This is a genomic window from Phytopseudomonas daroniae, from assembly GCF_004327275.1.
GTDB classification, from domain to species: Bacteria; Pseudomonadota; Gammaproteobacteria; order Pseudomonadales; family Pseudomonadaceae; genus Aquipseudomonas; species Aquipseudomonas daroniae.
Map to the genome: position 1 here is coordinate 62461 of NZ_QJUJ01000011.1, position 23309 is coordinate 85769.

The following is a 23309-nucleotide window of genomic DNA, read 5'->3' on the forward strand; positions in this document are numbered from 1 at the left end:
ATGTATCGATCGGTATAAATTTAAATCGCTGACTAGACCGTGGTCAATGACTTTTGTATCGACTAGTATTTATATCGTCAGGCAGGAGGATGGATATGGCACAGATGGGGCGCCCACGCACATTCGATCGGGATGCGGCAATCGTTCAGGCGATGCACCTGTTCTGGGAACACGGCTACGAATCCACATCCCTGAGCCAACTGAAGGCCGGGATCGCTGGCGGTATCTCCGCGCCCAGTTTCTATGCGGCCTTCGGTTCCAAGGAGGCGCTGTTCGGAGAAGTGCTGGAGTGCTACCTGAACACCCATGGGCGGGTTACCGAGAGCCTGTTCGACAGCACGTTGCCGGCACGTGATGCCATCGAGCTGGCGCTGCGCCGCTCGGCCAGGATGCAATGCGAGGCGGGGCATCCACGCGGCTGCATGGTGGCGCTCGGGGTCATTGGCGTGTGCACGCCGGAGCAGGGGCCCACGGCGCTGAGCGAGGTCCGCGACCGCACGCGAAACGGAATACAGACCTGCATCGCGCGGGCAGTCGCTGACGGCGAGCTGGCGAGCGACACAGACGTGCGGGCCCTGACCTCGGCGTTCGACAGCTTCCTGTTGGGGCTTTCTACCCTGGCCCGTGACGGCATCGAGCATGCGATGCTGGATGCCGCAGTCGGGCAGGTCATGAAACTGTGGGACGGCTGCCGCGGATAGAGAGGCCGCTGCGATCTGCCTCTGGGAGAGGCGCCAGCGGCGTCTATGATCCGTACCAGCAAGAAGCCAGAACCTGTATTGGTCTTATTCGATAGTGCGGTCTATACGGGCGATCTCCCGCGCCGACAGCGCTCGCCAGTCATCCTCGGCAATGCCGTGATCCTCCAAAGCGGAGTGCATTGCCTCCTCCAGCGACAGCCAGAGGTGATCACCTTCGAACTGGCCGTTGGCATAGTCGGTGTATCTGATTTCCAGATACACCACGTCGTCATCCTCGCAGAGCAGCGCGAAGAGCACGATGGCCGTGACTTCCGGGCGCTGCGGGCAGGTTTTGCGGCATTCGGCGAACAGGTAGTTGAGGGTTGGGAGATCGTTCATTGCTGTGCTCGATGGGGGGAGCCTGATCGTATCGCAAACGGCCCCTGAAGTGCCTTGCTGCTTTCAATCCCGCTCGAGCAACAGCGCAACTCCCTGGCCGCCGCCGATGCACAGGGTGGCCAGGCCCTTCCTGGCGTCACGCTTGAGCATTTCGTGCAGCAAGGTGACCAGCACCCGGCAACCGGACGCGCCGATGGGGTGGCCGAGGGCGATGGCGCCGCCGTTGACATTCACCCTGGAGGCATCCCAACCCAGCTCCTGGCCGACCGACAGCGCCTGGGCGGCGAAGGCTTCGTTGGCTTCGATCAGGTCGAGTTGATCGAGCGACCAGCCGGCCTTTTCCAGGCTGCGGCGGGTGGCCGATACCGGGCCGATGCCCATGATCGCCGGGTCGACACCGGCGTTGGCGTACGCCTTGATCCTGGCCAGCACCGGCAGGCCCAGCGCTTCGGCCTTGCTGGCGCTCATCAGCAGCACCGCGGCGGCGCCGTCGTTGAGGCTCGAGGCGTTGCCGGCGGTGACGCTGCCGTCTTTCCTGAAGGCGGGTTTGAGCTTGGCCAGCGTGTCGGCGGTGGTGCCGGCGCGGGGTTGTTCGTCGGTGGCGAAGGCGATGGGATCGCCCTTGCGCTGGGGAATCAGGATCGGGGTGATCTCGTCAGCGAAGCGCCCGGACTCGATGGCGGCCACGGCTTTCTGCTGGGAGGCTGCCGCGAAGGCATCCTGGGCTTCACGGCTGATGGCGTACTTATCCACCAGGTTCTCGGCGGTGATACCCATGTGGTAGTCGTTGAAGGCATCCCACAGACCGTCGCTGATCATGCTGTCGATCAGTTGCCCGTGGCCCATGCGCAGCCCGGTGCGCGCCTTGGGCAGCACGTAGGGTGCCAGGCTCATGTTTTCCATGCCGCCGGCGATGATCACTTCGGCGTCGCCACAGCGAATCGCCTGGGCACCGAGGTGCAGGGCCTTGAGCCCGGAGCCGCAGACCTTGTTGAGGGTCAGCGCTGGCACGGCATGGGGCAGACCGGCGCCGATAGCTGCCTGGCGGGCGGTGTTCTGGCCGGCGCCGGCGGTGAGCACATGGCCGAGAATCACCTCGTCGACCTGATTGCCATCCAGGCCGGTCTGCTCGAGCAGGCGACGGATCACTGCCGCGCCCAGTTCGGTGGCCGGAACATCCGCCAGCGATCCCTGGAAACTGCCGATAGCGGTACGGGTGGCGGCGACGATGACGACATCTTGCATGAGGCTTCTCCTGGCCGTGATGGTGTCGGCCCTGTTGTTCTTGTCATGTTCGCGCAGCGCAGGCGGGCCATGCGTGGTGGCCCGATCTGCACTGCACGGAACTCAGAAAGTCATTTCCCTAACGTCGGGTGAGATCACCAGCTTGCCGGCGGTCTTCTCGACGATTTCCTCGATGCTGACGCCGGGCGCGTACTCATGCAAGACAAAGCTGCCGTTCTCGATGGTCAGGTAGCCCAGGTCGGTAAGCACCTTGCGGATACAACCGCAGCCGGTGAGCGGCAGGCTGCAGTGCTCGAGCAGCTTGGACTCGCCATCCTTGGACGCATGGGTCATGGTGACGATGATGTTGTTGGCGCCGGCTACCAGATCCATGGCGCCGCCCATGCCCTTGACCAGCTTGCCGGGGATCATCCACGAGGCGATATTGCCACGCACATCGACTTCGAAGGCACCGAGTACGGTGAGGTCAACGTGGCCGCCACGAATCATGGCGAAGGACTCCGACGAGGAAAAGATCGACGCGCCGCGGCGGGCGGTGACGGTCTGCTTGCCGGCGTTGATCATGTCGGCGTCCAGCTCCTCCTCGGTGGGGAATGCGCCCATGCCGAGCAGGCCGTTCTCGGACTGCAGCATGACGTCGATGCCCTCAGGCACGTAATTGGCCACCAGGGTCGGGATGCCGATGCCCAGGTTGACGTAATAACCATCTTTCAATTCGCGGGCTACGCGCTGGGCCATCTGTTCGCGGGTGAGTGCCATGGCGGGTTCTCTTTTTTATATTCGATTGGTTGCGAGGACTGAGCGAGCTGGGAGCCGGCAAGGCGAAAGCGATTGCAATACCGCCGGATCGCCAGGTCTCATGCGCGCAGGGTGCGTTTTTCGATGCGTTTCTCGAAACTGCCCTGGATGATGCGATCCACGTAGATGCCGGGCGTGTGGATATGCGCCGGATCGAGTTCGCCGGGCTCGACGATTTCCTCGACTTCGACCACGGTGATGCGCCCGGCGGTGGCCACCACCGGATTGAAGTTCTGCGCGGTATGGCGGTACACCACATTGCCGAAGTGATCGGCTTTCCAGCCCTTGACGATGGCGAAGTCGCCGGTGATCGCGGGTTCGAGGATGTAGTGGCGACCGTTGATCTCGCGCGCTTCCTTGCCCTCGGCGACCGGTGTGCCGTAGCCCGTGGCGGTGAAGAAGGCGGGAATGCCGGCGCCGCCCGCGCGGATCTTCTCCGCCAGGCTGCCCTGGGGCGTCAGTTCAACCTCCAGCTCGCCATTGAGTAACTGTTGTTCGAACAGAGCGTTCTCACCGACGTAGGAGGCGACCATCTTGCGAATCTGTCGATCCTCCAGCAGCACGCCGAGGCCGAAACCATCGATGCCACAGTTGTTCGATACCACGGTCAGGTCACGTACGCCGCGGCGGCGGATCTCGGCGATCAGGTTCTCGGGAATACCGCAGAGGCCGAAGCCTCCGGCCAGTACGGTCATACCATCGGTCAAACCGGCGAGGGCGGCCTCGTAGCTGTCTACACGTTTGTCCAATCCGCGCATGGTCAATGCACCTGTCGTTTTGTTATGGGAACAGCCCAGAGCTTCTAGTGGTTGGTCTTATTTGTTAAGTTTGTTTTTTATTGGTTTTGATTTGGAAAACAAATAAATGACTGTGCGCCAGCTTCGTGCCTTTCTTGCTGTGGCTCACAGTCTGAGCTTCGCTCAGGCCTGCGAGCGCCTGCATCTGTCGCAGCCGGCCCTGAGCCTGGCGATCAAGAGCCTGGAGGAAAGCCTTGGCGGCCGCCTGCTGGCACGCACCACGCGCAGCGTAGCGTTGACGCCCGAGGGCGAAACGCTGCTGCCCATCGCCCGGCGGCTACTTGCCGAATGGGACGACGCCGAGGAGATCCTCCGCCAGCACTTCAGTCTGCAACGCGGGCGGGTTTCCGTGGCGGCCATGCCATCGTTCGCCGGCAACCTGCTGCCTGGCCTGCTCAAGGTGTTCAAGGCGCACTATCCGGGAGTGGATGTGGCCGTGCATGACGTGATCAACGAACAGGTCTGGGACATGGTTCGAACCCGCCGGGTCGAACTCGGCATCGGCTTCGAGCCACCGCAGTCCCTGGGGCTGGAGTTCACGCCGCTGTACGTCGACCGTTTCGTCGCCGTGGTGCCGACCGACTCGCCACTCGCCAAGGAAGCATCGCTGACCTGGGCGCAGTTGCTGCAATCGCCCTTCATCACCTTGCAGCGACCGTCCACGGTGCGCCTGATGCTGGAGGAGGCCTGCCATTTTTCCGTGGCCTTCGAGTGCCATCAACTGGTCACCGTTGGCCGCATGGTCGCCGAGGGCCTGGGCGTGAGTGTGGTGCCGGCTTTGTGCGTCACCCAGATGCAGGCATCCGGCGCACGCTGCCTGCCGATCAGTGCACCTACCGTGGAAAAGCCCGTGGGGCTGCTGTCTGTGTCGCAGCATGAGTTGTCGGTGGCGGCCAAGGGGCTGGCGGAGAGCATTCTGCGCGCCGGGGTTGGTGTTTAGGGGCTGTTCACGACCTTTCCTGCAGTCGCAAAGTATTGGCTGAAAGCGCCATGAACAGGCTGGTAAAAGGCGGAAGCGGCCTGTCGGTGACCCGCGTTGAACCATGGATCACGGCCTTCGGCCCCGGATTACGCCTGCGGCTAATCCAGGCTACGTTCTACAGCCCGTAGGATGGGTGAAACCCATCAATTTCCGATGGGTTTCACCCATCCTACGACAGGCCGCTTCCGCCGCATTCCAGCCATTACCTATGAAAGGGTGGCCGCTGCTAGAATGCGGCGCTTTGATCGTTTGTCCGGGATCGTCAATGGATCGTCCAGTCTTTCGTCGCTATTTTCTTCACCCGCGTTTCTGGCCATTGTGGCTGGGGCTGGGCTTGCTGTGGCTGATCGTGCAATTGCCCTACGGCGCCTTGTTGGGCCTCGGTCGCGCGTTGGGCTGGTTGATGTATCGGGTGGCGGGTTCGCGCCGCAAGATCGCCACACGCAATCTGGAACTGTGCTTCCCGCAGATGCCCGCTGCCGAGCGCGAGCAGTTGCTGAAGGAAAACTTCGCCTCTACCGGCATCGCCTTTTTCGAGATGGCCATGAGCTGGTGGTGGCCACGGGAAAAGCTCGCGCGCCTGGCGCATATCGAAGGCATCGAGCACCTGCAGCAGGCCCAGGCCCAAGGGCAGGGCGTGATTCTCATGGCGATACATTTCACCACCCTGGAGATCGGTGCTGCATTGCTCGGCCAGGTGCATACCATCGACGGCATGTACCGCGAGCACCGTAACCCGGTGTTCGATTTCGTCCAGCGGCGCGGGCGTGAGCGCCACAACCTGGATGCTACCGCCATCGAGCGTGAAGACGTGCGCGCCATGATCAAGGTGCTGCGTGGTGGCCGGGCGATCTGGTACGCGCCGGATCAGGACTACGGCCCCAAACAGAGCCTGTTCGCACCGTTGTTCGGCGTGCAGGCGGCCACGGTCACGGCGACCACCAAGTTCGCCCGCCTGGGCCGCGCCATCGTCCTGCCGTTTACCCAGCAGCGCCTGTCGGACGGCCAGGGCTATCGCCTGACCATTCACCCGCCGCTTGCGGATTTCCCGGGGGAGACCGAGGAAGCCGACTGCTTGCGCATCAACGGCTGGGTCGAGCAGGCCATCGCCACCTGCCCAACGCAATACCTGTGGGCCCACCGCCGCTTCAAGACCCGCCCACCTGGCGAGCCCAAGCTCTACTGACAACCTCGAACTGGAATCGACGCGATGACGCAGGATGCCGTTAGCAACCCGGCCACCACCGGACTCATCCTCTCCGGTGGTGGTGCACGAGCGGCCTACCAGGTGGGTGTGCTGTCGGCGATTGCCGATCTGCTGCCCGATTCATCACGCAATCCATTTCCGGTGATCGTCGGTACCTCGGCCGGGGCGATCAATGCCGTCAGCCTCGCGTGCGGTGCCCTGCATTTCTGCGAGGCGGTGCGCCGGCTGAGTGCCGTATGGCGCAGTTTTCACACGGATCAGGTGTACCGCAGCGACTGGCCGGGTGTGCTGCGCCAGGCCAGTCGTTTCGTCGGCCACAACATGCTCGGTCTCGGCAAGCAGGTGCCGGTGGCGTTGCTCGATAGTTCTCCGCTGGCCGGGCTGCTCGAACGTGAGCTGGACTTCTCCGGTATCGCCGCGGCGATACGTCACCGCCAATTGCGCGCGGTAGCCGTGACGGCGTTCGGTTATGAGTCGGCCCAGGCGGTGACTTTCTACCAGGGGCGGGCCGTCATCGATCCCTGGTTCCGCCATCGCCGCGTCGGTGTGCCGACCCGTCTGGCGCTGCCGCACCTGCTGGCCAGTTCCGCCATCCCATTGATCTTCGAACCGGTGAAAATCAACCGCGAGTATTTCGGTGACGGTGCGGTACGGCAGATGGCGCCGATCAGCCCGGCGCTGCATCTTGGCGCCACGCGTGTGTTGGTGGTGGGCGTAAGCGACAATCCGGTGGGCGATCAGAGCAACTCCGGTGCATCGACCCCACGGCCTGCCGGAGGCATGCCGAGCCTGGCGCAGATCGCCGGGCATATGCTCAATAGCACCTTCATCGATAACGTCGAGAGCGATATCGAACTGTTGGCACGCCTCAATCAACTGGGGCGACTGGTACCCGCCGAGAAACGCAGCCGCAGCTACGGATTGACGCCGGTCGAGGTGCTGGTGATCTCGCCCAGCCAACCACTGGACGTGATCGCCGCCCGTCACCGACGGGAAATGCCCGCAGCGCTGCGCCTGTTCCTGCGTGGCCCCGGCGCAACCCGCGACAGCGGTGGCGGGGTGTTGAGTTATCTGCTGTTCGAGCCTGGCTACTGCAGCGAGCTGATCGAACTGGGCTACCAGGACGCCATGGCCAAGAAGGCCGAACTATGTGCTTTTCTCGGTATTGAGCTGGCGGCCGCGCAGGCGCAGACCGGTTTGCTCTAAGCAACCTGCTCATGATCTTTCAAGACAGGTTTCTGGTATTCAGGCAGCAAAGCAGCGCAAGCGGACGGTCGTAGGATGGGTGAAACCCATCGGAAATTGATGGGTTTCACCCATCCTACGGGCTGTAGAACGTAGCCTGGATTAGCCGCAGGCGTAATCCGGGGCCGAAGGCCGTGATCCATGGTTCAACGCGAGTCACCGACCGGCTGCTTTTGCCTTGTAGCCGCCCACACATGTCGTTCACTCCGAAGTTCACGAACACACAAGAGATCTAAGCGCCGGGTCAGTTGTATGGGCAGGCTCTCTGTTACCCGAAGCGTTGCATCTGCATTTCCTGCAGCCTGCTCAGGGTGCGGCGGAAGGCGAAGGACAGGTAGCCTTCGGTGTACAGCGCCTCCAGGGGCACCTCTGCCTCCAGATACAGCGGCACGCGACGGTCGTAGCACTCGTCCACCAGGGCGATAAAGCGGCGCACGGCGTTGTCGTGGATCGACAATGCTGGCAAATGACGGTCACCGGCCACCACTCGCTCGGCGGCATCTTCGGTGCCGCGAGCGATCTTGGCGGGTCGTTGCCGCGCGCTCAGGGCCGGCACCTCGCCAAGCAGGATAGCCTTGAAGCGATCGCACAGCAGGATGAAGTCCTGGGCAGAGAGCGGTTGCACGCAGAGCTGATCGAAGCTGCAGTGCAACACGCTGTCGCTGTGCCGTTGTACGCCAATCTGTCGGTGGTTGAGGGTCAATGCTTCGTGGCTGATGGTTTCGCCGGCATTCAGCGAGTCGAATAGTGCGGGCAGGGCGCTCGGCTGGCCCGGCTCGCGAACCCAGTAGCGCTGGCACTGCTGGCCGGGATGCTGACGATGATCCTGGCTGCCGTCCACGGCGACCACCTGCATGTGCTGCTGCAACGCTGCTATCGCCGGCAGAAAGCGCTCGCGATTGTGGCCACCGGCGTACAGCTGATCCGGCGGCTGGTTGGAAGTCGCCACCAACACCACACCTTCATCGAACAGTGAGCGGAACAGTCGGCCAAGGAGGATCGCATCGCCGATATCGCTGACGAACAGCTCGTCGAAACACAGCACACGGATCTCTCTGCCAAGCTCACGGGCCAACACGGTCAAGGGCTCGGCGGTGCCGCTCAGCTCGAACAGGCGACGGTGCACCCAGCGCATGAAATGGTGGAAATGTTGGCGCCGTGCCGGCACCTGCAGCGATCTGTAAAAGCTGTCCATCAACCAGGTTTTGCCGCGCCCGACCGGGCCCCACAGATAAACCCCTTGCGGCGTTTGCGCCGGTGATGCGTGCAGTGCGTCGTGGCAGGTCTGTAGCAAGTGCGCAGCGCGTAGCTGTGCATCATCGGCGACGAAGCCCTGATGCTCGATGGCGTGCTGGTACTGCTGCAGAGGCGAGCCGTCGCGTGTCGGCATGCTCACTCCTCGGGGGCCTGGAACAGGGCTTCGATACTCGACTCGAACAGCCGGGCGATCTTGAAGGCCAGCGGCAGACTGGGGTCGTAGCGGCCGGTCTCGATGGCATTGATGGTCTGCCGCGACACGCCCAGCTTTGCTGCCAGGTCGGCCTGCGACCAGCTGCGTTCATTGCGCCGCTCGCGCACCTGGTTGATCACCGGTAGCGCCTCCAGGCGGCAAAGGTGCCCAGTGCCCACAGGGAAGCCAGTACGGGCCAGACGAAGAACATCGACAGGCGAGGGAAACCGGCGACTTCCAGGAAGCCGTAGCTGAAAGTGAGCAGCGCCGTGCCCACGAAGGTGATGGCCAGGGCGAAGTGAATGATGAAACGGCGCGTATCGGGCATGGTGGAACACATGAATGGAAAGCGTACTTTACATTAGGCGCCGAGGGATGCTTGGTCAAGCGTGCTTTACATGGCGTGATGATCATGCCCATGCGTCATCTGGAGCGTCGCCTGTGCTGCTCTATGTGATGTGCATGAGGAGAGTGCCGACGCGCCGGGTATGGCGGCCACTGGTCATCCCGGGGGCACCCATACGCGCGGGCCCATAGCCTGGGTATCGCTTCGCTCATAGGGGCTACCGGGAATCAGTGTTGCTGATCGGCACGCCCCGGCGATAGCCGGGGGAGGGCAGGTCAGGCCGCCGTGCGCGCGAGGGTTTTGCGGCAGTGCGCCAGGGCATCGCGAACCATGAAGTTGACCAGGGTTGGAGAGACCCCCAGCTCTTCGGCGATGTCCTTTTGCTGCATGCCGTGCAGCCGGTACATCTCGAATGCATAGCGGGTGCGGGCGGGCAATTCTCCGAGGGCGGCATCGATAAGACCGAGGGTTTCCTGGTGCAGGCTGGCGCTTTCCGGAGTGTCCGAGTGGAAGGCCGCGTTGAGGCCTTCCTCTTCCGATCCCGTGTACTTCTGCTCCATCGCCTGTTTGCGGTAATGATCGATCGCCAGGTTGCGCACGATCCTGAAGACGTAGCTCATCTGGGCCTTCAGCGGGAGGCTGATGCGACTCGTTCCCGCCAGCCTCAGGTAGGCATCCTGCACCACATCCTCGGCCCGACTATGACAACCGGTGATTCGGGCTGCCGTCTTGACCAGGGTTGAACGGTTGTCCATCAACGCTTGCATCAATGAAAGCGATCCATTGGCGGGACGCTCCGTGATTCCATATTCCTGCATGGCTGTACCTGCGCGACGAGGGTTGCTAGGCCGGTTGATCCTTCACGACGCGGAGTAAGTTAGGCTTTGTGAGAATATGTGTCAAATACGAATGATTATATTTATTATAGTTAAAAAGCATATGCCGGCATGAGCGGGCTGCCGGTGCCGGATGGCATGGCGCGCGTTGTAGTTGATGACGAGCCGACTCCAGGAGAATTTAACGGGCTTTCGTGATACCCGGATTGCCGAGGTCTCGCCCTGCTGTCGCGGATAATCCGTCACGGTCATGGCTGTCGTTCCAGCCATTGCATTGCGGTGGCTCGACTGCGGTTAATTTTCGCCAGTGCCTATCCGTCATCGAGTCATGACTCCCCGGCTTGCAAGCACGTTCAGTGGTTCGCCTGCGCCGGTCACTCCGCGATTAGGTGCAGACATGACGGATACTTTCGAACGCCCGACTTCCATCGCTCAGGCCCTGATGCGGGCGGCGGCCAGCCGACCTCAGCACCTGGCTCTGCGTTTCCTGGGGCAGGAGGGCGAGCGGACGCTCAGCTATGGCCAGTTGGATCGGCAGGTACGGGCAATCGCCGCCGCCCTGGCGCAGCGCGGCGCAGCCGGCGAGCGCGCCGTGCTGCTGTTCCCGAGTGGGCCGGACTACGTCGCGGCATTCTTCGCCTGCCTGTATGCCGGGGTGATCGCGGTACCGGCCTATCCTCCGGAAAGCAGCCAGGAGCACCATCTGCGCCGCTTGCTGTCGATCCTCGTCGATGCCGAGCCGACGCTGATCCTGACCACCGCCGAGCTGGTCGACACCCTGCACGGACAATTGGCCGGCAGCGCCGATCTGCTGCCGCAGGTGCTGGCGGTGGATGCGCTGCCGACCGACAGCGGCGACACCTGGCAGCCGCCCAGGGTGGCCGCGCAGGCCATCGCCTTCCTGCAGTACACCTCGGGTTCAACCGCCATGCCCAAGGGCGTGCAGGTCAGCCATGCCAACCTGGAGGCCAACGAGTGGCTGATCCGCCAGGGCTATGGCATCGACGACGAGGACGTGATCGTCAGTTGGTTGCCGCTGTACCACGACATGGGACTGATCGGCGGGCTGCTGCAGGGTATCTACAGCGGCGTGCCGGTGGTGCTGATGTCGCCGCAGTACTTCCTCGAGCGGCCCGTGCGCTGGCTGGAGGCCATCAGTCGCTACCGTGGCACGGTCAGCGGCGGGCCGGATTTCGCCTACCGCCTGTGCGTCGAGCGCATCGCCGAGAGCAAGCTGGCCGGTCTCGACCTGGGGCACTGGCGGGTGGCCTTTTCCGGTTCCGAGCCGATCCGCCAGGACAGCCTGGAGGCTTTCGCCAGCCGTTTCGCCGCCTGTGCGTTCCGACCCCAGGCCTACCTGGCCAGCTATGGCCTTGCCGAGGCGACCCTGTTCGTCACCGGGGGGCGTCCGGGGCAGGGCATCGCCGCCTGGCCGGTGGACGGCGCAGCCCTGGCGGCCAACCGTGCCGAGGCGGGCGAGGGCGCCACGCTGATGAGCTGTGGCTGGGAGCAGCCCGATCATCCCTTGCGCGTCGTCGATCCGCAGAGCGGTGCGCCGTTGCCCGACGGCCAGGTCGGCGAGATCTGGTCGAGTGGGCCGAGCGTCGCCCAGGGCTACTGGCGCAATCCGCAGGCCAGCGCCGCTACCTTCGTCGAGCGCGACGGGCGTACCTGGCTGCGTACCGGTGACCTGGGCGTACGTCGACAGGGCGAGCTGTTCGTCACCGGGCGGCTGAAGGATCTGTTGATCCTGCGCGGGCAGAACCTCTACCCGCAGGACATCGAACTGACCGTCGAAGAGCGGGTGACCGAGGCCCGGCGCGGGCGGGTGGCGGCCTTCGCGGTGAACCACGATGGGCAGGAAGCGCTGGGCGTGGCCGCGGAGATCAGTCGCCGTACGGCGCGCCAGGTGCCTGCCGACGAGCTGATCGGGCGCATCCGCCAGGCCGTGGCCGAAGCCCATCACGAGGCGCCGGCGCTGGTGCTGCTGCTCGAGCCGGGCACACTGCCCAAGACCTCTAGCGGCAAGCTGCAGCGCAGTGCCTGTCGCCAGCGCTTCGAGGCTGGTGAACTGGCAGTGGTCGCGCAGTTCCGCGCCGGGCAGGGCACCGCCGCCGTGCAGGAAGCGCCGCCGGCCTCCCTCGACGAGCGGGTGACAACGCTCTGGTGCGACGCTCTCAAGTGCCAGCGGATCGACCCCGAGGCGCATTTCTTCGCTCTGGGCGGCAACTCGATCCAGGCCGTGCAACTGATCGCCGAGTTGCGCGACGAGCTGGGCCTGGACGTGCAACTGCGCACCCTCTACGAAGCGCCGACCCTGGCGCGGTTCATCGCCGCCGTGACGGATCGCGCCGAGCACCGCAGCAGCATCCCGCGGCTGCCGCGCGATGGCGCGCTGCCGCAGTCGGCGGCGCAGAGCCGTCTGTGGTTCCTCTGGCAACTGCAACCCGAGAGCGTTGCCTACAACATCCCGGGCGGCCTGCGCTTGCACGGCGAACTGGACGTGGCGGCATTGCAGCGCGCCTTCGACACCCTGGTGCAGCGCCACGAAGCGCTGCGTACCCGCTTCCTGCAGGAGGGCCAGCAGCGCATCCTCGCCACGGGCGATTGGACGCTGCTGCGCGAAGACCTGAGCGGCTATCCGGCCGCCGAGCGCGAGACCCGCGCCAGGGAGATCCAGGAACACGAGGCGCGCAGCCGCTTCGACCTGGAGCAGGGGCCGCTGCTGCGTATCAAGCTGGTCAGCCTCGACGAGGAGGATCACCTGCTGCTGGTGACCCTGCAGCACATCATCGCTGATGGCTGGTCGCTGGGCATCCTGCTCGACGAGTTCGCCCGCCTGTACGCCGCCTATGCGCAGGGCCAGGACCTGGCGCTGCCGCCGCTGGCGATCCAGTACGCCGACCATGCCGCCTGGCAGCGCGACAATCTGGACAGCGCCGAACAGCAGCGCCAGCTGGACTACTGGCGTGGCGCCCTGGAGGGCGAGCGCGAACCGCTGGCGCTGCCGCTGGATCGTCCGCGCGGCGCCAGCGTATCCGCCGCCGAGCGCCTCGGCCTGCGCCTGGACAAGGCGCTGTGCGAACGCCTGCACGGCCTGGCACGCAGCCGCCAGGTGAGCAGCTTCAGCCTGCTGCTGGCGGCCTTCCAGGCGCTGCTGCAGCGCTACACCGGGCAGGACGATATCCGCGTCGGCGTGCCCAATGCCAACCGGCCACTGCTGGAAACCCAGGGCCTGATCGGTTTCTTCATCAACACCCAGGTGCTGCGTAGCCGCATCGATTCGCGCCAGGACTTCCACAGCCTGCTGGCCGCCGTCAGCGTCAGCGTGCAGGCGGCCCAGCTCAACCAGGCCATCGACTACGAGCAGATCAGCGCCGCCCTGGGCGACGCTGCGGCCTTCGAGGTGATGTTCAACCACCAGCAACGCAACAGCGATGCCCTCAAGCGCCTGCCCGGTCTGCTCGCCGAGGAACTGCCCTGGCACAGCCGCGAAGCCAAGTGCGACCTGCAGTTGCACAGCGAGGAAGACCCGCAGGGGCGTATCCGCCTGTCGTTCGACTATGCCGTCGAGCTGTTCGACGCCGTCACCATCGAGCGCCTGGCCGGGCATTTCGTCGCCCTGCTGGAGCAGCTCTGCGCGCACCCCGGGAAGGCACTGGGCGATCTGCCGCTGCTCGGCGAACCGGAGCGTCGCCAGTTGCACGACTGGGGCCGCGATCCGCAGCCGCAACCGGACTGGGCGCTGGCCCAGCGGCTGACCCAGCAGGCCGCCGGTAGCCCCGTACAGACCGCGCTGGTGGCCGGTGAGCGGGCCCTGAGCTATGCCGAGCTGGAGCGCAAGGCCAACGCGCTGGCACTGCGCCTGCGAGCATTGGGTATCGGCCCCGAGGTGCGCGTCGGCGTGCTGGCCGAGCGTTCGCTGGAACTGATGATCGCCCTGGTGGCCATCGTCAAGGCCGGTGGCGCCTACGTGCCGCTGGATCCGGACTACCCCCGCAAACGCCTGCAGTACATGATCGAGGACAGCGATGTGGCCCTGCTGCTGGGCCAGGCGCGGGTGCTGGAGATGTTCGAACTGCCCGGGCGACTGGCGACCCTGGCGCTGGACGAGGTGGCCGAGGGGCCGGGTGTCGATGTCGGCCCGGCGAGCGCGGTGCACGGGCACAATCTCGCCTATGTGATCTACACCTCCGGCTCCACCGGCCTGCCCAAGGCCGTGGGGGTGAGCTACGGGGCGCTGATCGAGCGCCTGCACTGGATGCACCAGCAGTACGCCGTCGGCCCCCGGGACGTGCTGCTGCAGAAGGCGCCGCTGAGTTTCGACGTGTCGCTGTGGGAATGTCTGCTGCCGCTGATCGCCGGTGCCCGGCTGGTACTGGCCGGCAATGGCGAGCACCGCGATCCGCGGCGGCTGGTGGAGCTGGTGCGCGAGCATGGCGTGACCCTGCTGCACTTCGTGCCGCCGCTGTTGCAACTGTTCGCCGACGAACCCGAGGTCGGCGCATGCACCAGCCTGCGCCACCTGTTCTCCGGCGGCGAGGCGCTGCCGGCCGAGCTGTGCCGGCGCCTCCACGAGCGCCTGCCATCGGTGACCCTGCACAACCGCTACGGACCGACCGAGAGCGCGATCAACGTTACCCACTGGCGCTGCACTGGCGAAGGCGAGGTACGGGTGCCGATCGGCCGGCCGTTGAGCAACGTGGTCAGCGAGATTCGCGAGGCCGACTGGCAACTGGCACCGACCGGCGCCCGCGGCGAACTGTTGCTCGGCGGCAGCGCCCTGGCCCGTGGCTACCTCGGCCAGCCGGCGCTGACCGCCAGCCGCTTCCTGCCCGCCGAAGGCGGTGGGCGCCTGTACCGCAGTGGCGACCTGGCGCGCTGGCGCGGCGACGGGGCGCTGGACTACCTGGGTCGCCTCGACGAGCAGGTCAAGCTGCGTGGCGTGCGCATCGAACTGGACGAGATCCGCAACGCCATCCTCGCCCAGCCCGGCGTGCGCCAGGCCCTGGTGGTTCTCGGCGAAGGCCCGGGTGGCGGCCAGTTGCTGGCCTACCTGGTGGCGGCCGGCGAGGAGTCCCCGGCAGCCCTGGCCGAGCGCATCCGCGAGGCGTTGCGCAGTGCCTTGCCCGAGCCGATGCTGCCGGCGCATATCCTGCGCCTGGAGCAGTTCCCCCTGACCCCGAGCGGCAAGCTCGACCGCCGCGCACTGCCGCAGCGGGACGCCTTGCAGCGGGCCTACCGCGCGCCGGGCAACGACCTGGAGCGTGGCCTGGCGGCGATCTGGAGCGAGATGCTCGGTGTGCAGCGGGTCGGTCTGGACGACGATTTCTTCGAACTGGGCGGCCATTCGCTGCTGGCCACCCGCATCGTCTCCCGGGCGCGCCAGGCGTTCGCCGTCGAGTTGCCGCTGCGCAGCCTGTTCGAGTCGCGCCGGCTGGGCGATTTCGCCGCCTGGGTGGCCCGGGCCCAGGCCGAGGGGCTGGCCGACAGCCAGGGGCCGATTGCGTTGGTCGACCGCGGCCAACGCCTGGCCTTGTCCTATTCCCAGCAGCGCATGTGGTTCCTCTGGCAGCTCGATCCGCAGAGCCCGGCGTACAACGTCGGCGGCATGGCACGTCTGCGCGGGCCGCTGGACGTGGAGGCCTTCGAGCGTGCCCTGCAGGCGCTGATCCAGCGCCATGAAAGCCTGCGCACCACCTTTCCCAGCGACGACGGCAAACCCTGGCAGCGGGTCAGCGAACAGTCCGACGTGCGCCTGGAATGGCTGGATCTGTCGACCGAGAGCGAGGCCGAGCGTGAGGCCGGCATCCAGCGCCTGGCCGAGCAGCAGGCCCACGCGCCCTTCGATCTGGAGCGCGGCCCGTTGCTGCGAGCCTGCCTGGTCAAGAGCGGCGAGCGCGAGCATCACCTGCTGCTGACCCTGCACCATATCGTCACCGAAGGCTGGGCCATGGACATCTTCGCCCGCGAGCTGGCGGCGCTCTACGCGGCCTTCGTCGACGAGCGCGAATCGCCGCTGCCGGCGCTGCCGGTGCAGTACCTCGATTACAGCGCCTGGCACCGGCAGTGGCTGGAGGGCGGCGAGATGCAGCGCCAGCTCGATTACTGGAAAAGCCAGCTCGGCGGCGAGCAGCCGCTGCTGAACCTGCCCAGCGACCGACCGCGGCCAGCGGTGCAGAGCCATCGCGGCGAGTTGCACCGCTTCGACCTGGACGAGGGGCTGGCGCGGCGGGTGAACCGCTTCAACAGCGAACGCGGGCTGACCCTGTTCATGACCGTGAGCGCTGCCCTGGCCGCCTTGCTGTACCGCTACGGTGGCCAGGATGACCTGCGCATCGGCGTGCCCCTGGCCAACCGCATCCGCCCGGAGAGCGAAGGGCTGATCGGCGCCTTCCTCAACACCCAGGTGCTGCGCATCCAGCCTCATGGGCAGATGCGCGTCAGCGAACTGCTGGAGCAGGTACGCCAGGTGGCGATCGATGGCCAGTCGCACCAGGACGTGCCTTTCGACCATCTGGTCGAAGCCCTGCAGCCGCCACGCAGCGCCGCCTGGAACCCGCTGTTCCAGGTGATGTGCAACGTACAGCGCTGGGAATTCCAGCAGCAGCGCGAGCTGGCCGGCGGCGTGCAGGTCGATTACCTGGTCAACGACGCCCGGGCGACCAAGTTCGACCTCAATCTGGAGGTCACCGACTTCGACGCGCAACTGCGCTGCTGCCTGACCTACAGCAGCGACCTGTTCGACGCCGCGCGCATCGCCGCCATGGCCGAGCACTGGCAGCAGTTGCTGCGGGCCATGCTCGATGCCCCGGACAGCCGCCTCAGCGAACTGCCGCTGCTCGACGTCAGGGAGCGTCAGGCGCTGCTGGACAATGGCCATGGCGCCGCGGCCAGCGAGCCGCCAGCCAGCGTGCAGGCTCTGTTCCAGCGCCAGGCCCTGGTGACGCCGAACGGTCGCGCGGTGACCTGCGCCGGCCAGTCGCTGAGCTACGCCGAACTCAACGCCCGCGCCAATCGCCTGGCCCATCGCCTGATCGAACTGGGCGTCGGCCCGGATGCGCGCGTCGGCCTGACCCTGCGCCGTTCGCTGGACATGGTGGTCGGCCTGCTGGCCATCCTCAAGGCCGGGGGCGCCTACGTGCCGCTGGATCCGGAATACCCAGCGCAGCGCTTGCGCTACATGATCGAGGACAGCGGCATTGGCGTGCTGCTCGGTCATGACGCGCTGTTCGAACAACTGGCGCCGCTGCCCGAGTCGCTGCAGGCCTGGAGCCTGGAGCAGGACGGCCCGGCGCTGGCGGACTACCCGAGCGAGAATCCGCCCGAGCGCAGCCTGCCCGAGCACCTGGCCTACCTGATCTACACCTCCGGTTCCACCGGCCTGCCCAAGGGCGTGGCGGTGGAGCAGGGGCCGCTGGCCATGCACCTGCAGGCGGTGGGCGAGCTGTTCGGCACCACCCCGGCCGACTGCGAGCTGCATTTCTATTCGATCAACTTCGACGCCGCCAGCGAGCGCCTGCTGGTGCCGCTGCTGTTCGGCGCCGAGGTGGTGCTGCGCGAGCAGGGGCAGTGGGACGCCGAGTCGATCTGCGGCCTGATCCGCACCCATGGCATCAACGTGCTGGGCTTCACCCCCAGCTACGGCGGGCAACTGGCCCATTGGCTGCGCAGCCGCGATGAAACCTTGCCGATGCGGCTGATCATCACTGGTGGCGAGGCGCTGACCCCGGAACACTTGCACGGCCTGCGCGAACGCTTCGTCCCGCAGGCGGTGATCAACGCCTATGGGCCGACCGAGACCGTGGTGATGCCGACCGCCTGCGTCGCGCCGGACGAACTGCCGGAAGGCCTCGGCAGCGTGCCGATCGGCCGCGTGGTCGGCGGCCGCAACCTGTACGTGCTGGATGCCGACCTGGCCCTGGTGCCGGCCGGTGCCAGCGGCGAGCTGTATGTCGGCGGCTACGGCCTGGCCCGGGGTTACCTCGGGCGTGCCGGGCTCAGCGCCGAGCGCTTCGTCGCCGACCCGTTCGCTGGCGGGCGCATGTACCGCACCGGCGACCTGGTACGCCAGGGCCGCGACGGGCAACTGGAATACCTTGGCCGAATCGACCAGCAGGTCAAGATGCGTGGCTTCCGCATCGAGCTGGGCGAGATCGAGGCCAGCCTGCTGGCCCACGAGCAGGTGCGCGAGGCCGCCGTGCTGGCGCTGGACGGCCCGTCCGGCAAGCAACTGGTCGGCTACCTGCTGGCCGAGACGGACGTCGCGCCCGCCGAGCTGGTCGACCAGCTCAAGACCCGGCTGCACAGTGCCTTGCCGGAGCATATGGTGCCCGCCCACCTGCTGGTGCTGGAGCGCTTCCCGCTGACCGCCAACGGCAAGCTGGATCGCCGTGCCCTGCCACAGTCGGATTTCAGCGCCGCGCAGAACGACTACCAGGCACCGCGCAATGCCGTGGAGCAGAGCCTGGCGCAGGTCTGGCAAGCGGTACTGGGAGTGGCGCGCATCGGTATCGACGACAACTTCTTCGCCCTGGGTGGCGATTCCATCCTGTCGATCCAGGTGGTCAGCCGGGCGCGCCAGGCCGGCGTGCACTTCAGCGCCAAGGATCTGTTCCTGCACCAGACCGTGCGCACCCTTGCCGCGGCGGCGCGGCAGAGCGAGCGCCTGAGCATCGACCAGGGGCCGGTACTGGGCGAGACCGCCCTGACGCCGATCCAGCACTGGTTCTTCGACCAGGGCCACGGTGACCCGCAGCACTGGAACCAGTCGCTGTTGCTGCAGGCTGCCAGGCCCCTGCAAGCCACGCTGTTGGAGCAGGCGCTGCAAACTCTGGTCAGCCACCACGACGCCCTGCGCCTGCGCTTCACTGCGGCAGGGGCCGCCGAATTCGTCGCCCATGACCCGAGCCAGGCACTGCTCTGGGTGCGTCAGGCCGACGACGCCGAACAGCGCCTGGCGCTCTTCGAACAGGCGCAGCGAAGCCTCGACCTGCAACGAGGCCCGCTGCTGCGTGCGTTGCTGATCCCGGGCGAGCAGGAGCGCTTGCTGATCGCCGTGCACCACCTGGCGGTGGACGGGGTGTCCTGGCGGGTGCTGCTGGAAGACTTGCACACCCTCTATGCCCAGTTGGAACGCGGCGAGCCCCAGCGCCTGCCGGCCAAGACCAGCTCGCTGCGCGACTGGGCCGGCCGCCTGCAGGCCTATGCCGGCAGCGAATCGCTGCGCGAGGAACTGGGCTGGTGGCAGGCCCAGCTGCAGGGCGTCGATGGCAACCTGCCGCTGGACGGCACCGACCAGCCGAACCTGGAGCGCGATGCGCGCCGGGTCAGCCTGACCCTGGACGCCGAGACCACGCGGCAACTGCTGCAGCAGGCCCCGCAAGCCTACCGCGCGCGGGTCGACGACCTGCTGCTGACCGCCCTGGCGCGCACCCTGTGCGCCTGGAGCGGACAGTCGGCGGCGCTGGTGCAGCTGGAGGGCCATGGTCGCGAAGAACTGTTCGACGACATCGACCTGAGCCGTACCCTGGGCTGGTTCACCAGTGCCTATCCAGTACGCCTGGCACCCGCCGGCGACCTCGGCGCCAGCCTCAAGGCGATCAAGGAACAGCTGCGCGGCGTGCCGCACAAGGGCCTCGGTTACGGCGTGCTGCGCTACCTGGCCGATGACGCCTGCCGCAGCGCCGTGGCGGACTTGCCCGAAGCGCGCATCACCTTCAACTACCTGGGGCAGTTCGACCAGGACTTCGCCGAAGACGCGCTGCTGCGTCCGTTGGGCGAGCCGGGTGGCGCCCAGCATGCCGCGCAGGCGCCGCTGCCCAACTGGCTCAGCGTCGATGGCCAGGTGTATGGCGGCGAGCTGACCCTGCGCTGGACGTTCAGCGACAAGCTGTTCCGCGTCGAGGCCATCGAACGCCTGGCCGCCGCCTACCAGGCTGAACTGCAGGCGCTGATCGCCCACTGCCTGGCTCCCGAGGCCGGTGGCGTGACGCCGTCGGATTTTCCCCTGGCGCGTCTCGACCAGGCCCAGCTCGATGCGTTGCCACTGCCGTTCCAGGCCATCGACGACGTCTATCCGCTGACGCCGATGCAGGAGGGCCTGCTGTTGCACACCCTGCTGGAGCCCGGCACCGGCATCTACTTCATGCAGGATCGCTACCGTATCGACAGCGCCCTCGACGTCGAGCGTTTCGAGCGTGCCTGGCGCGCGGTGGTGGCGCGGCACGAGGCGCTGCGCGCGTCGTTCTGCTGGAACAACGGCGAGCAGATGCTGCAGATCATCCACCGCGGCGATGGCGACGGCGTGCAGTTCCTCGACTGGAGCGCGGTGCCGGCCGATCAGCATGAGGCGCGCCTGCAGCAGTTGCTGGAAGATGAGCGCCTGGCCGGTTTCGACCTGCTGCAAAGACCGCCGCTGCGCCTGCGCCTGATCCGCCTGGCCAGCGATCGGCACTGGTTCATCATGAGCAACCACCACATCCTCATCGATGCCTGGTGCCGCTCGATCCTGATGGGCGATTTCCTCGCCATCTACCAGGCCCTCGAGCAGGGGCGCGAGGCCGAGCTGGCCACGCCGCCGCGCTACCGCGAGTTCATCGCCTGGCTGCAGCGCCAGGGCCTCGAACAGTCGCAACATTACTGGCGCCAGGCCCTGGCCGGCTTCGAGCGGCCGACCGCGATCCCCAGCGACCGGCCGATCCTGCACGACAACGGCGGCATGCAGGTCGGCGATCTGCACAGCCGCCTGCTGCCGGAGCAGGGCGCGCGCCTGCGCGAACTGGCCCAGCGTCACCAGCTCACCGTCAACACCTTCGCCCAGGCGGCCTGGGCCCTGGTGCTGCGCCGCTACAGCGGCGAGCGTGACGTGCTGTTCGGCGTCACCGTGGCCGGCCGCCCGGCCGGGTTGCCGCAGATGCAGCAGTGCGTCGGCCTGTTCATCAACAGCATCCCGCTGCGCGTGTCGCTGCCGGCCGCCGGCGAGCGGCAGAGCGTACGGCAGTGGTTGCAACAGTTGTTCGAGCGCAACCTGGAACTGCGCGAACACGAGCACCTGCCGCTGGTGAGTATCCAGGCATGCAGCGAACTGCCCAAGGGCCAGCCGCTGTTCGACAGCCTGTTCGTGTTCGAGAACGCGCCGGTGGACGCCACGGTACTGGCCGGCGCCCAGGGCCTCAACGCCCGCTCCGAATCCGGGCGCACCCACACCAACTACCCGCTGACCGTGGTCTGCTACCCGGGTGACGACCTCGGCCTGCACCTGTCCTATGACCGGCGCTTCTTCGACAAGGCGAGCGTGCAACGCCTGCTTGGCGACTTCCAGCGCCTGCTGCTGGCCCTGGTCGAGGGCTTCGAGGGCGACTTCGCCGACCTGCCGCTGCTGGCCGAGGACGAACGGCATTTCCTGCTCGAGGAATGCAACCGCAGTGCCCGAGAGTACCCGCTGGAACAGGGCTACGCGCCGCTGTTCGAAGCGCAGGTGGCGGCCCATCCGCAGCGCATCGCCGCGGCCTGCCAGGGTGAGCAGTGGAGCTACGCCGAGCTCGATCGGCGCGCCAATCGCCTGGCCCATGGGTTGCTGGCGGCCGGGGTGCAGCCCGACCAGCCGGTGGTCTTGCTGGCCGAACGCTCCCTGGCTCTGCTGGGCATGATCCACGGCACCCTCAAGGCCGCGGCCGGCTACCTGCCGCTGGATCCGGCACACCCGCAGCAGCGCCTGGCGCAGATGGTCGAGACCAGTGGCGCGCCCGTGCTGGTGTGCAGCGCGGCCTGCCGGCAGCAGGCCGAGCACGTGCTCGAGGAACTGGGCTGTGCCGGTGGCCGGCCGCGGCTGTTGGTGTGGGAGGCGATCCAGCAAGGCGCGGCCGACGAGCAGGCGCCAGGCATTGCGGTCAGCGGCCAGCACCTGGCCTATGTGATCTACACCTCTGGCTCCACCGGGGTGCCCAAGGGCGTGGCGGTGCATCAGGCGGGGATGCTCAACAACCAGTTGAGCAAGCTGCCCTACCTGGCGCTGGACGAGCACGACGTGATCGCCCAGACCGCTTCGCAGAGCTTCGATATCTCGGTCTGGCAATTCCTTACTGCGGCCTTGTGCGGGGCGCGGGTGGAGATCGTGCCGGATGCGATCGCCCATGACCCGGCGGCCCTGCTGCGCCACATGCGTGACAGCGGCATCACCGTGCTGGAAAGCGTGCCGTCGCTGATCCAGGGCCTGCTCGCCGAACCCCCGGCCGAGCTGGGTCGCCTGCGCTGGCTGCTGCCCACCGGCGAAGCGCTGCCCCCGGCGCTGGCGCGCCAGTGGCTGCAGCGTTACCCCGGCGTCGGCCTGGTCAACGCCTATGGCCCGGCGGAGTGCGCCGACGACGTGGCGCTGTTCCGCGTCGACCTGGCCGCGACCGACGCCAGCTACCTGCCCATCGGCAGCGCGACCGACAACAACCGCCTGTACCTGCTCGACGACGACTTGCAGCCCGTGGCCGTGCGCGCCCACGGCGAGCTCTTCATCGCCGGCACCGGGGTTGGCCGTGGCTACCTCGGCGACCCCGCGCGCACCGCGGCCAGCTTCCTGCCCGACCCGTTCGGCGCCGGCGGCGAGCGCCTGTACCGCAGCGGCGATCTCGCCGCACGTCGCGACGACGGGGTTCTGGCGTACGTCGGCCGGGTCGATCACCAGGTGAAGATCCGCGGCTACCGCATCGAGCTGGGCGAGATCGAAGCGCGCCTGCGCCAATGGCCCCAGGTGCGCGACGCCGCCGTGGCGGCCCAGCAGACAGCGGGTGGCCAGTACCTGGTGGGCTATGTGGTGAGCGACGATGCCGCGCCGGACTGGGAGGCGCTCAAGCGCCACCTCGGCCAGGGGCTGCCCGAGTACATGGTGCCGCGCCACTGGCAACGGCTCGAACGGCTGCCCCTCAATGCCAACGGCAAGCTCGATCGCAAGGCCTTGCCGGCCCTGGAGTTCGCCGCGGCGCAGCAGTACAAGGCGCCGCGTAACGAACTGGAAAGCACCCTGGCGCGGATCTGGAGCGAAGTGCTCGGCGTGGAACGGGTCGGGGTCGGCGACAACTTCTTCGAACTCGGCGGCCACTCCCTGCTCGCCACCCAGATCGCCTCGCGGGTGCAGCAGGCGCTGCAGCGCAGCGTGCCGCTGCGGGCGATGTTCGAGTGCAGCACGGTGGAGCAGCTGGCGCGGCATATCGAAGGGCTGGACGGCGGCGCCCTCACCGAGCAGAAGGTCGGCCGCATCGACGACCTGATGGCGCGGCTGGAGGCGCTGTGATGACGATTCTTTCCATGAACCTCTACAGCCACCGCCGCTTTT

12 protein-coding genes and 1 pseudogene are annotated in these 23309 nt (G+C 66.6%); 5 read left to right on the top strand and 8 right to left on the bottom strand.

Translation table 11 applies throughout. The annotated features are described in order from the left end of the window. The first annotated feature begins 95 nt into the window (after positions 1 to 95). A complete protein-coding gene (locus tag DNK10_RS21780; protein WP_131192990.1) occupies positions 96 to 701 on the top strand; it encodes a TetR/AcrR family transcriptional regulator in 606 nt (201 codons plus the stop codon). Positions 702 to 785: 84 nt separating this feature from the next. Here DNK10_RS21780 and DNK10_RS21785 read toward each other — a convergent pair whose 3' ends face one another. From DNK10_RS21785 to DNK10_RS21800, 4 genes are all read right to left on the bottom strand, one after another. Beyond that, complete coding sequence (locus DNK10_RS21785) at positions 786 to 1079, bottom strand: hypothetical protein (RefSeq protein WP_131192991.1); 294 nt, start codon at positions 1077 to 1079, stop codon at positions 786 to 788. A 63-nt stretch (positions 1080 to 1142) separates the two neighbouring features. Beyond that, positions 1143 to 2324, bottom strand: coding sequence for an acetyl-CoA C-acetyltransferase (locus DNK10_RS21790; protein WP_131192992.1), 1182 nt, complete (start codon positions 2322 to 2324; stop codon positions 1143 to 1145). A gap of 102 nt (positions 2325 to 2426) precedes the next feature. After that, positions 2427 to 3083, bottom strand: a complete 657-nt coding sequence (locus DNK10_RS21795) for a CoA transferase subunit B (protein ID WP_131192993.1) — start codon at positions 3081 to 3083, stop codon at positions 2427 to 2429. A 98-nt stretch (positions 3084 to 3181) separates the two neighbouring features. Further along, positions 3182 to 3880 carry a CoA transferase subunit A gene (locus tag DNK10_RS21800; protein WP_131192994.1) on the bottom strand — a complete coding sequence of 233 codons (699 nt, stop codon included), beginning with the start codon at positions 3878 to 3880 and terminating at the stop codon, positions 3182 to 3184. Positions 3881 to 3986: 106 nt separating this feature from the next. On the opposite strand from DNK10_RS21800, the gene DNK10_RS21805 reads away from it, so the two are divergent. The 3 genes from DNK10_RS21805 (at position 3987) to DNK10_RS21815 (ending at position 7314) form a co-directional block, all read left to right on the top strand. Beyond that, complete coding sequence (locus DNK10_RS21805) at positions 3987 to 4859, top strand: LysR family transcriptional regulator (RefSeq protein WP_131192995.1); 873 nt, start codon at positions 3987 to 3989, stop codon at positions 4857 to 4859. 307 nt (positions 4860 to 5166) lie between these two features. Next, positions 5167 to 6087, top strand: coding sequence for a lipid A biosynthesis lauroyl acyltransferase (locus DNK10_RS21810; protein ID WP_131192996.1), 921 nt, complete (start codon positions 5167 to 5169; stop codon positions 6085 to 6087). A gap of 24 nt (positions 6088 to 6111) precedes the next feature. Then, the gene (locus tag DNK10_RS21815; protein WP_131192997.1) at positions 6112 to 7314 is read left to right on the top strand and encodes a patatin-like phospholipase family protein; all 1203 of its coding nucleotides are present in this window, start codon (positions 6112 to 6114) and stop codon (positions 7312 to 7314) included. Positions 7315 to 7621: 307 nt separating this feature from the next. On the opposite strand, the gene zapE is transcribed toward DNK10_RS21815, so the two are convergent. The 4 genes and pseudogenes from zapE to DNK10_RS21835 all read right to left on the bottom strand — a co-directional run bounded on the left by zapE (position 7622) and on the right by DNK10_RS21835 (position 9967). Then, entirely contained in the window at positions 7622 to 8743 is a 1122-nt protein-coding gene (gene zapE, locus DNK10_RS21820) for a cell division protein ZapE (RefSeq protein ID WP_131192998.1), read from the bottom strand. Between the two features lie 2 nt (positions 8744 to 8745). Next, entirely contained in the window at positions 8746 to 8943 is a 198-nt protein-coding gene (locus DNK10_RS21825) for a helix-turn-helix transcriptional regulator (RefSeq protein WP_131192999.1), read from the bottom strand. Further along, a pseudogene (locus tag DNK10_RS21830) lies at positions 8940 to 9098 on the bottom strand (hypothetical protein); the annotation flags it as partial. The pseudogene DNK10_RS21830 and the gene DNK10_RS21825, both read right to left, overlap by 4 nt. A gap of 326 nt (positions 9099 to 9424) precedes the next feature. Then, complete coding sequence (locus DNK10_RS21835) at positions 9425 to 9967, bottom strand: RNA polymerase factor sigma-70 (protein WP_131193001.1); 543 nt, start codon at positions 9965 to 9967, stop codon at positions 9425 to 9427. A 415-nt stretch (positions 9968 to 10382) separates the two neighbouring features. Between DNK10_RS21835 and DNK10_RS21840 the strand changes: the two genes are divergently transcribed. After that, positions 10383 to 23267: a non-ribosomal peptide synthase/polyketide synthase gene (locus DNK10_RS21840; RefSeq protein ID WP_131193002.1), complete on the top strand. Its 12885-nt coding sequence runs from the start codon at positions 10383 to 10385 to the stop codon at positions 23265 to 23267. Positions 23268 to 23309: the final 42 nt, after the last annotated feature.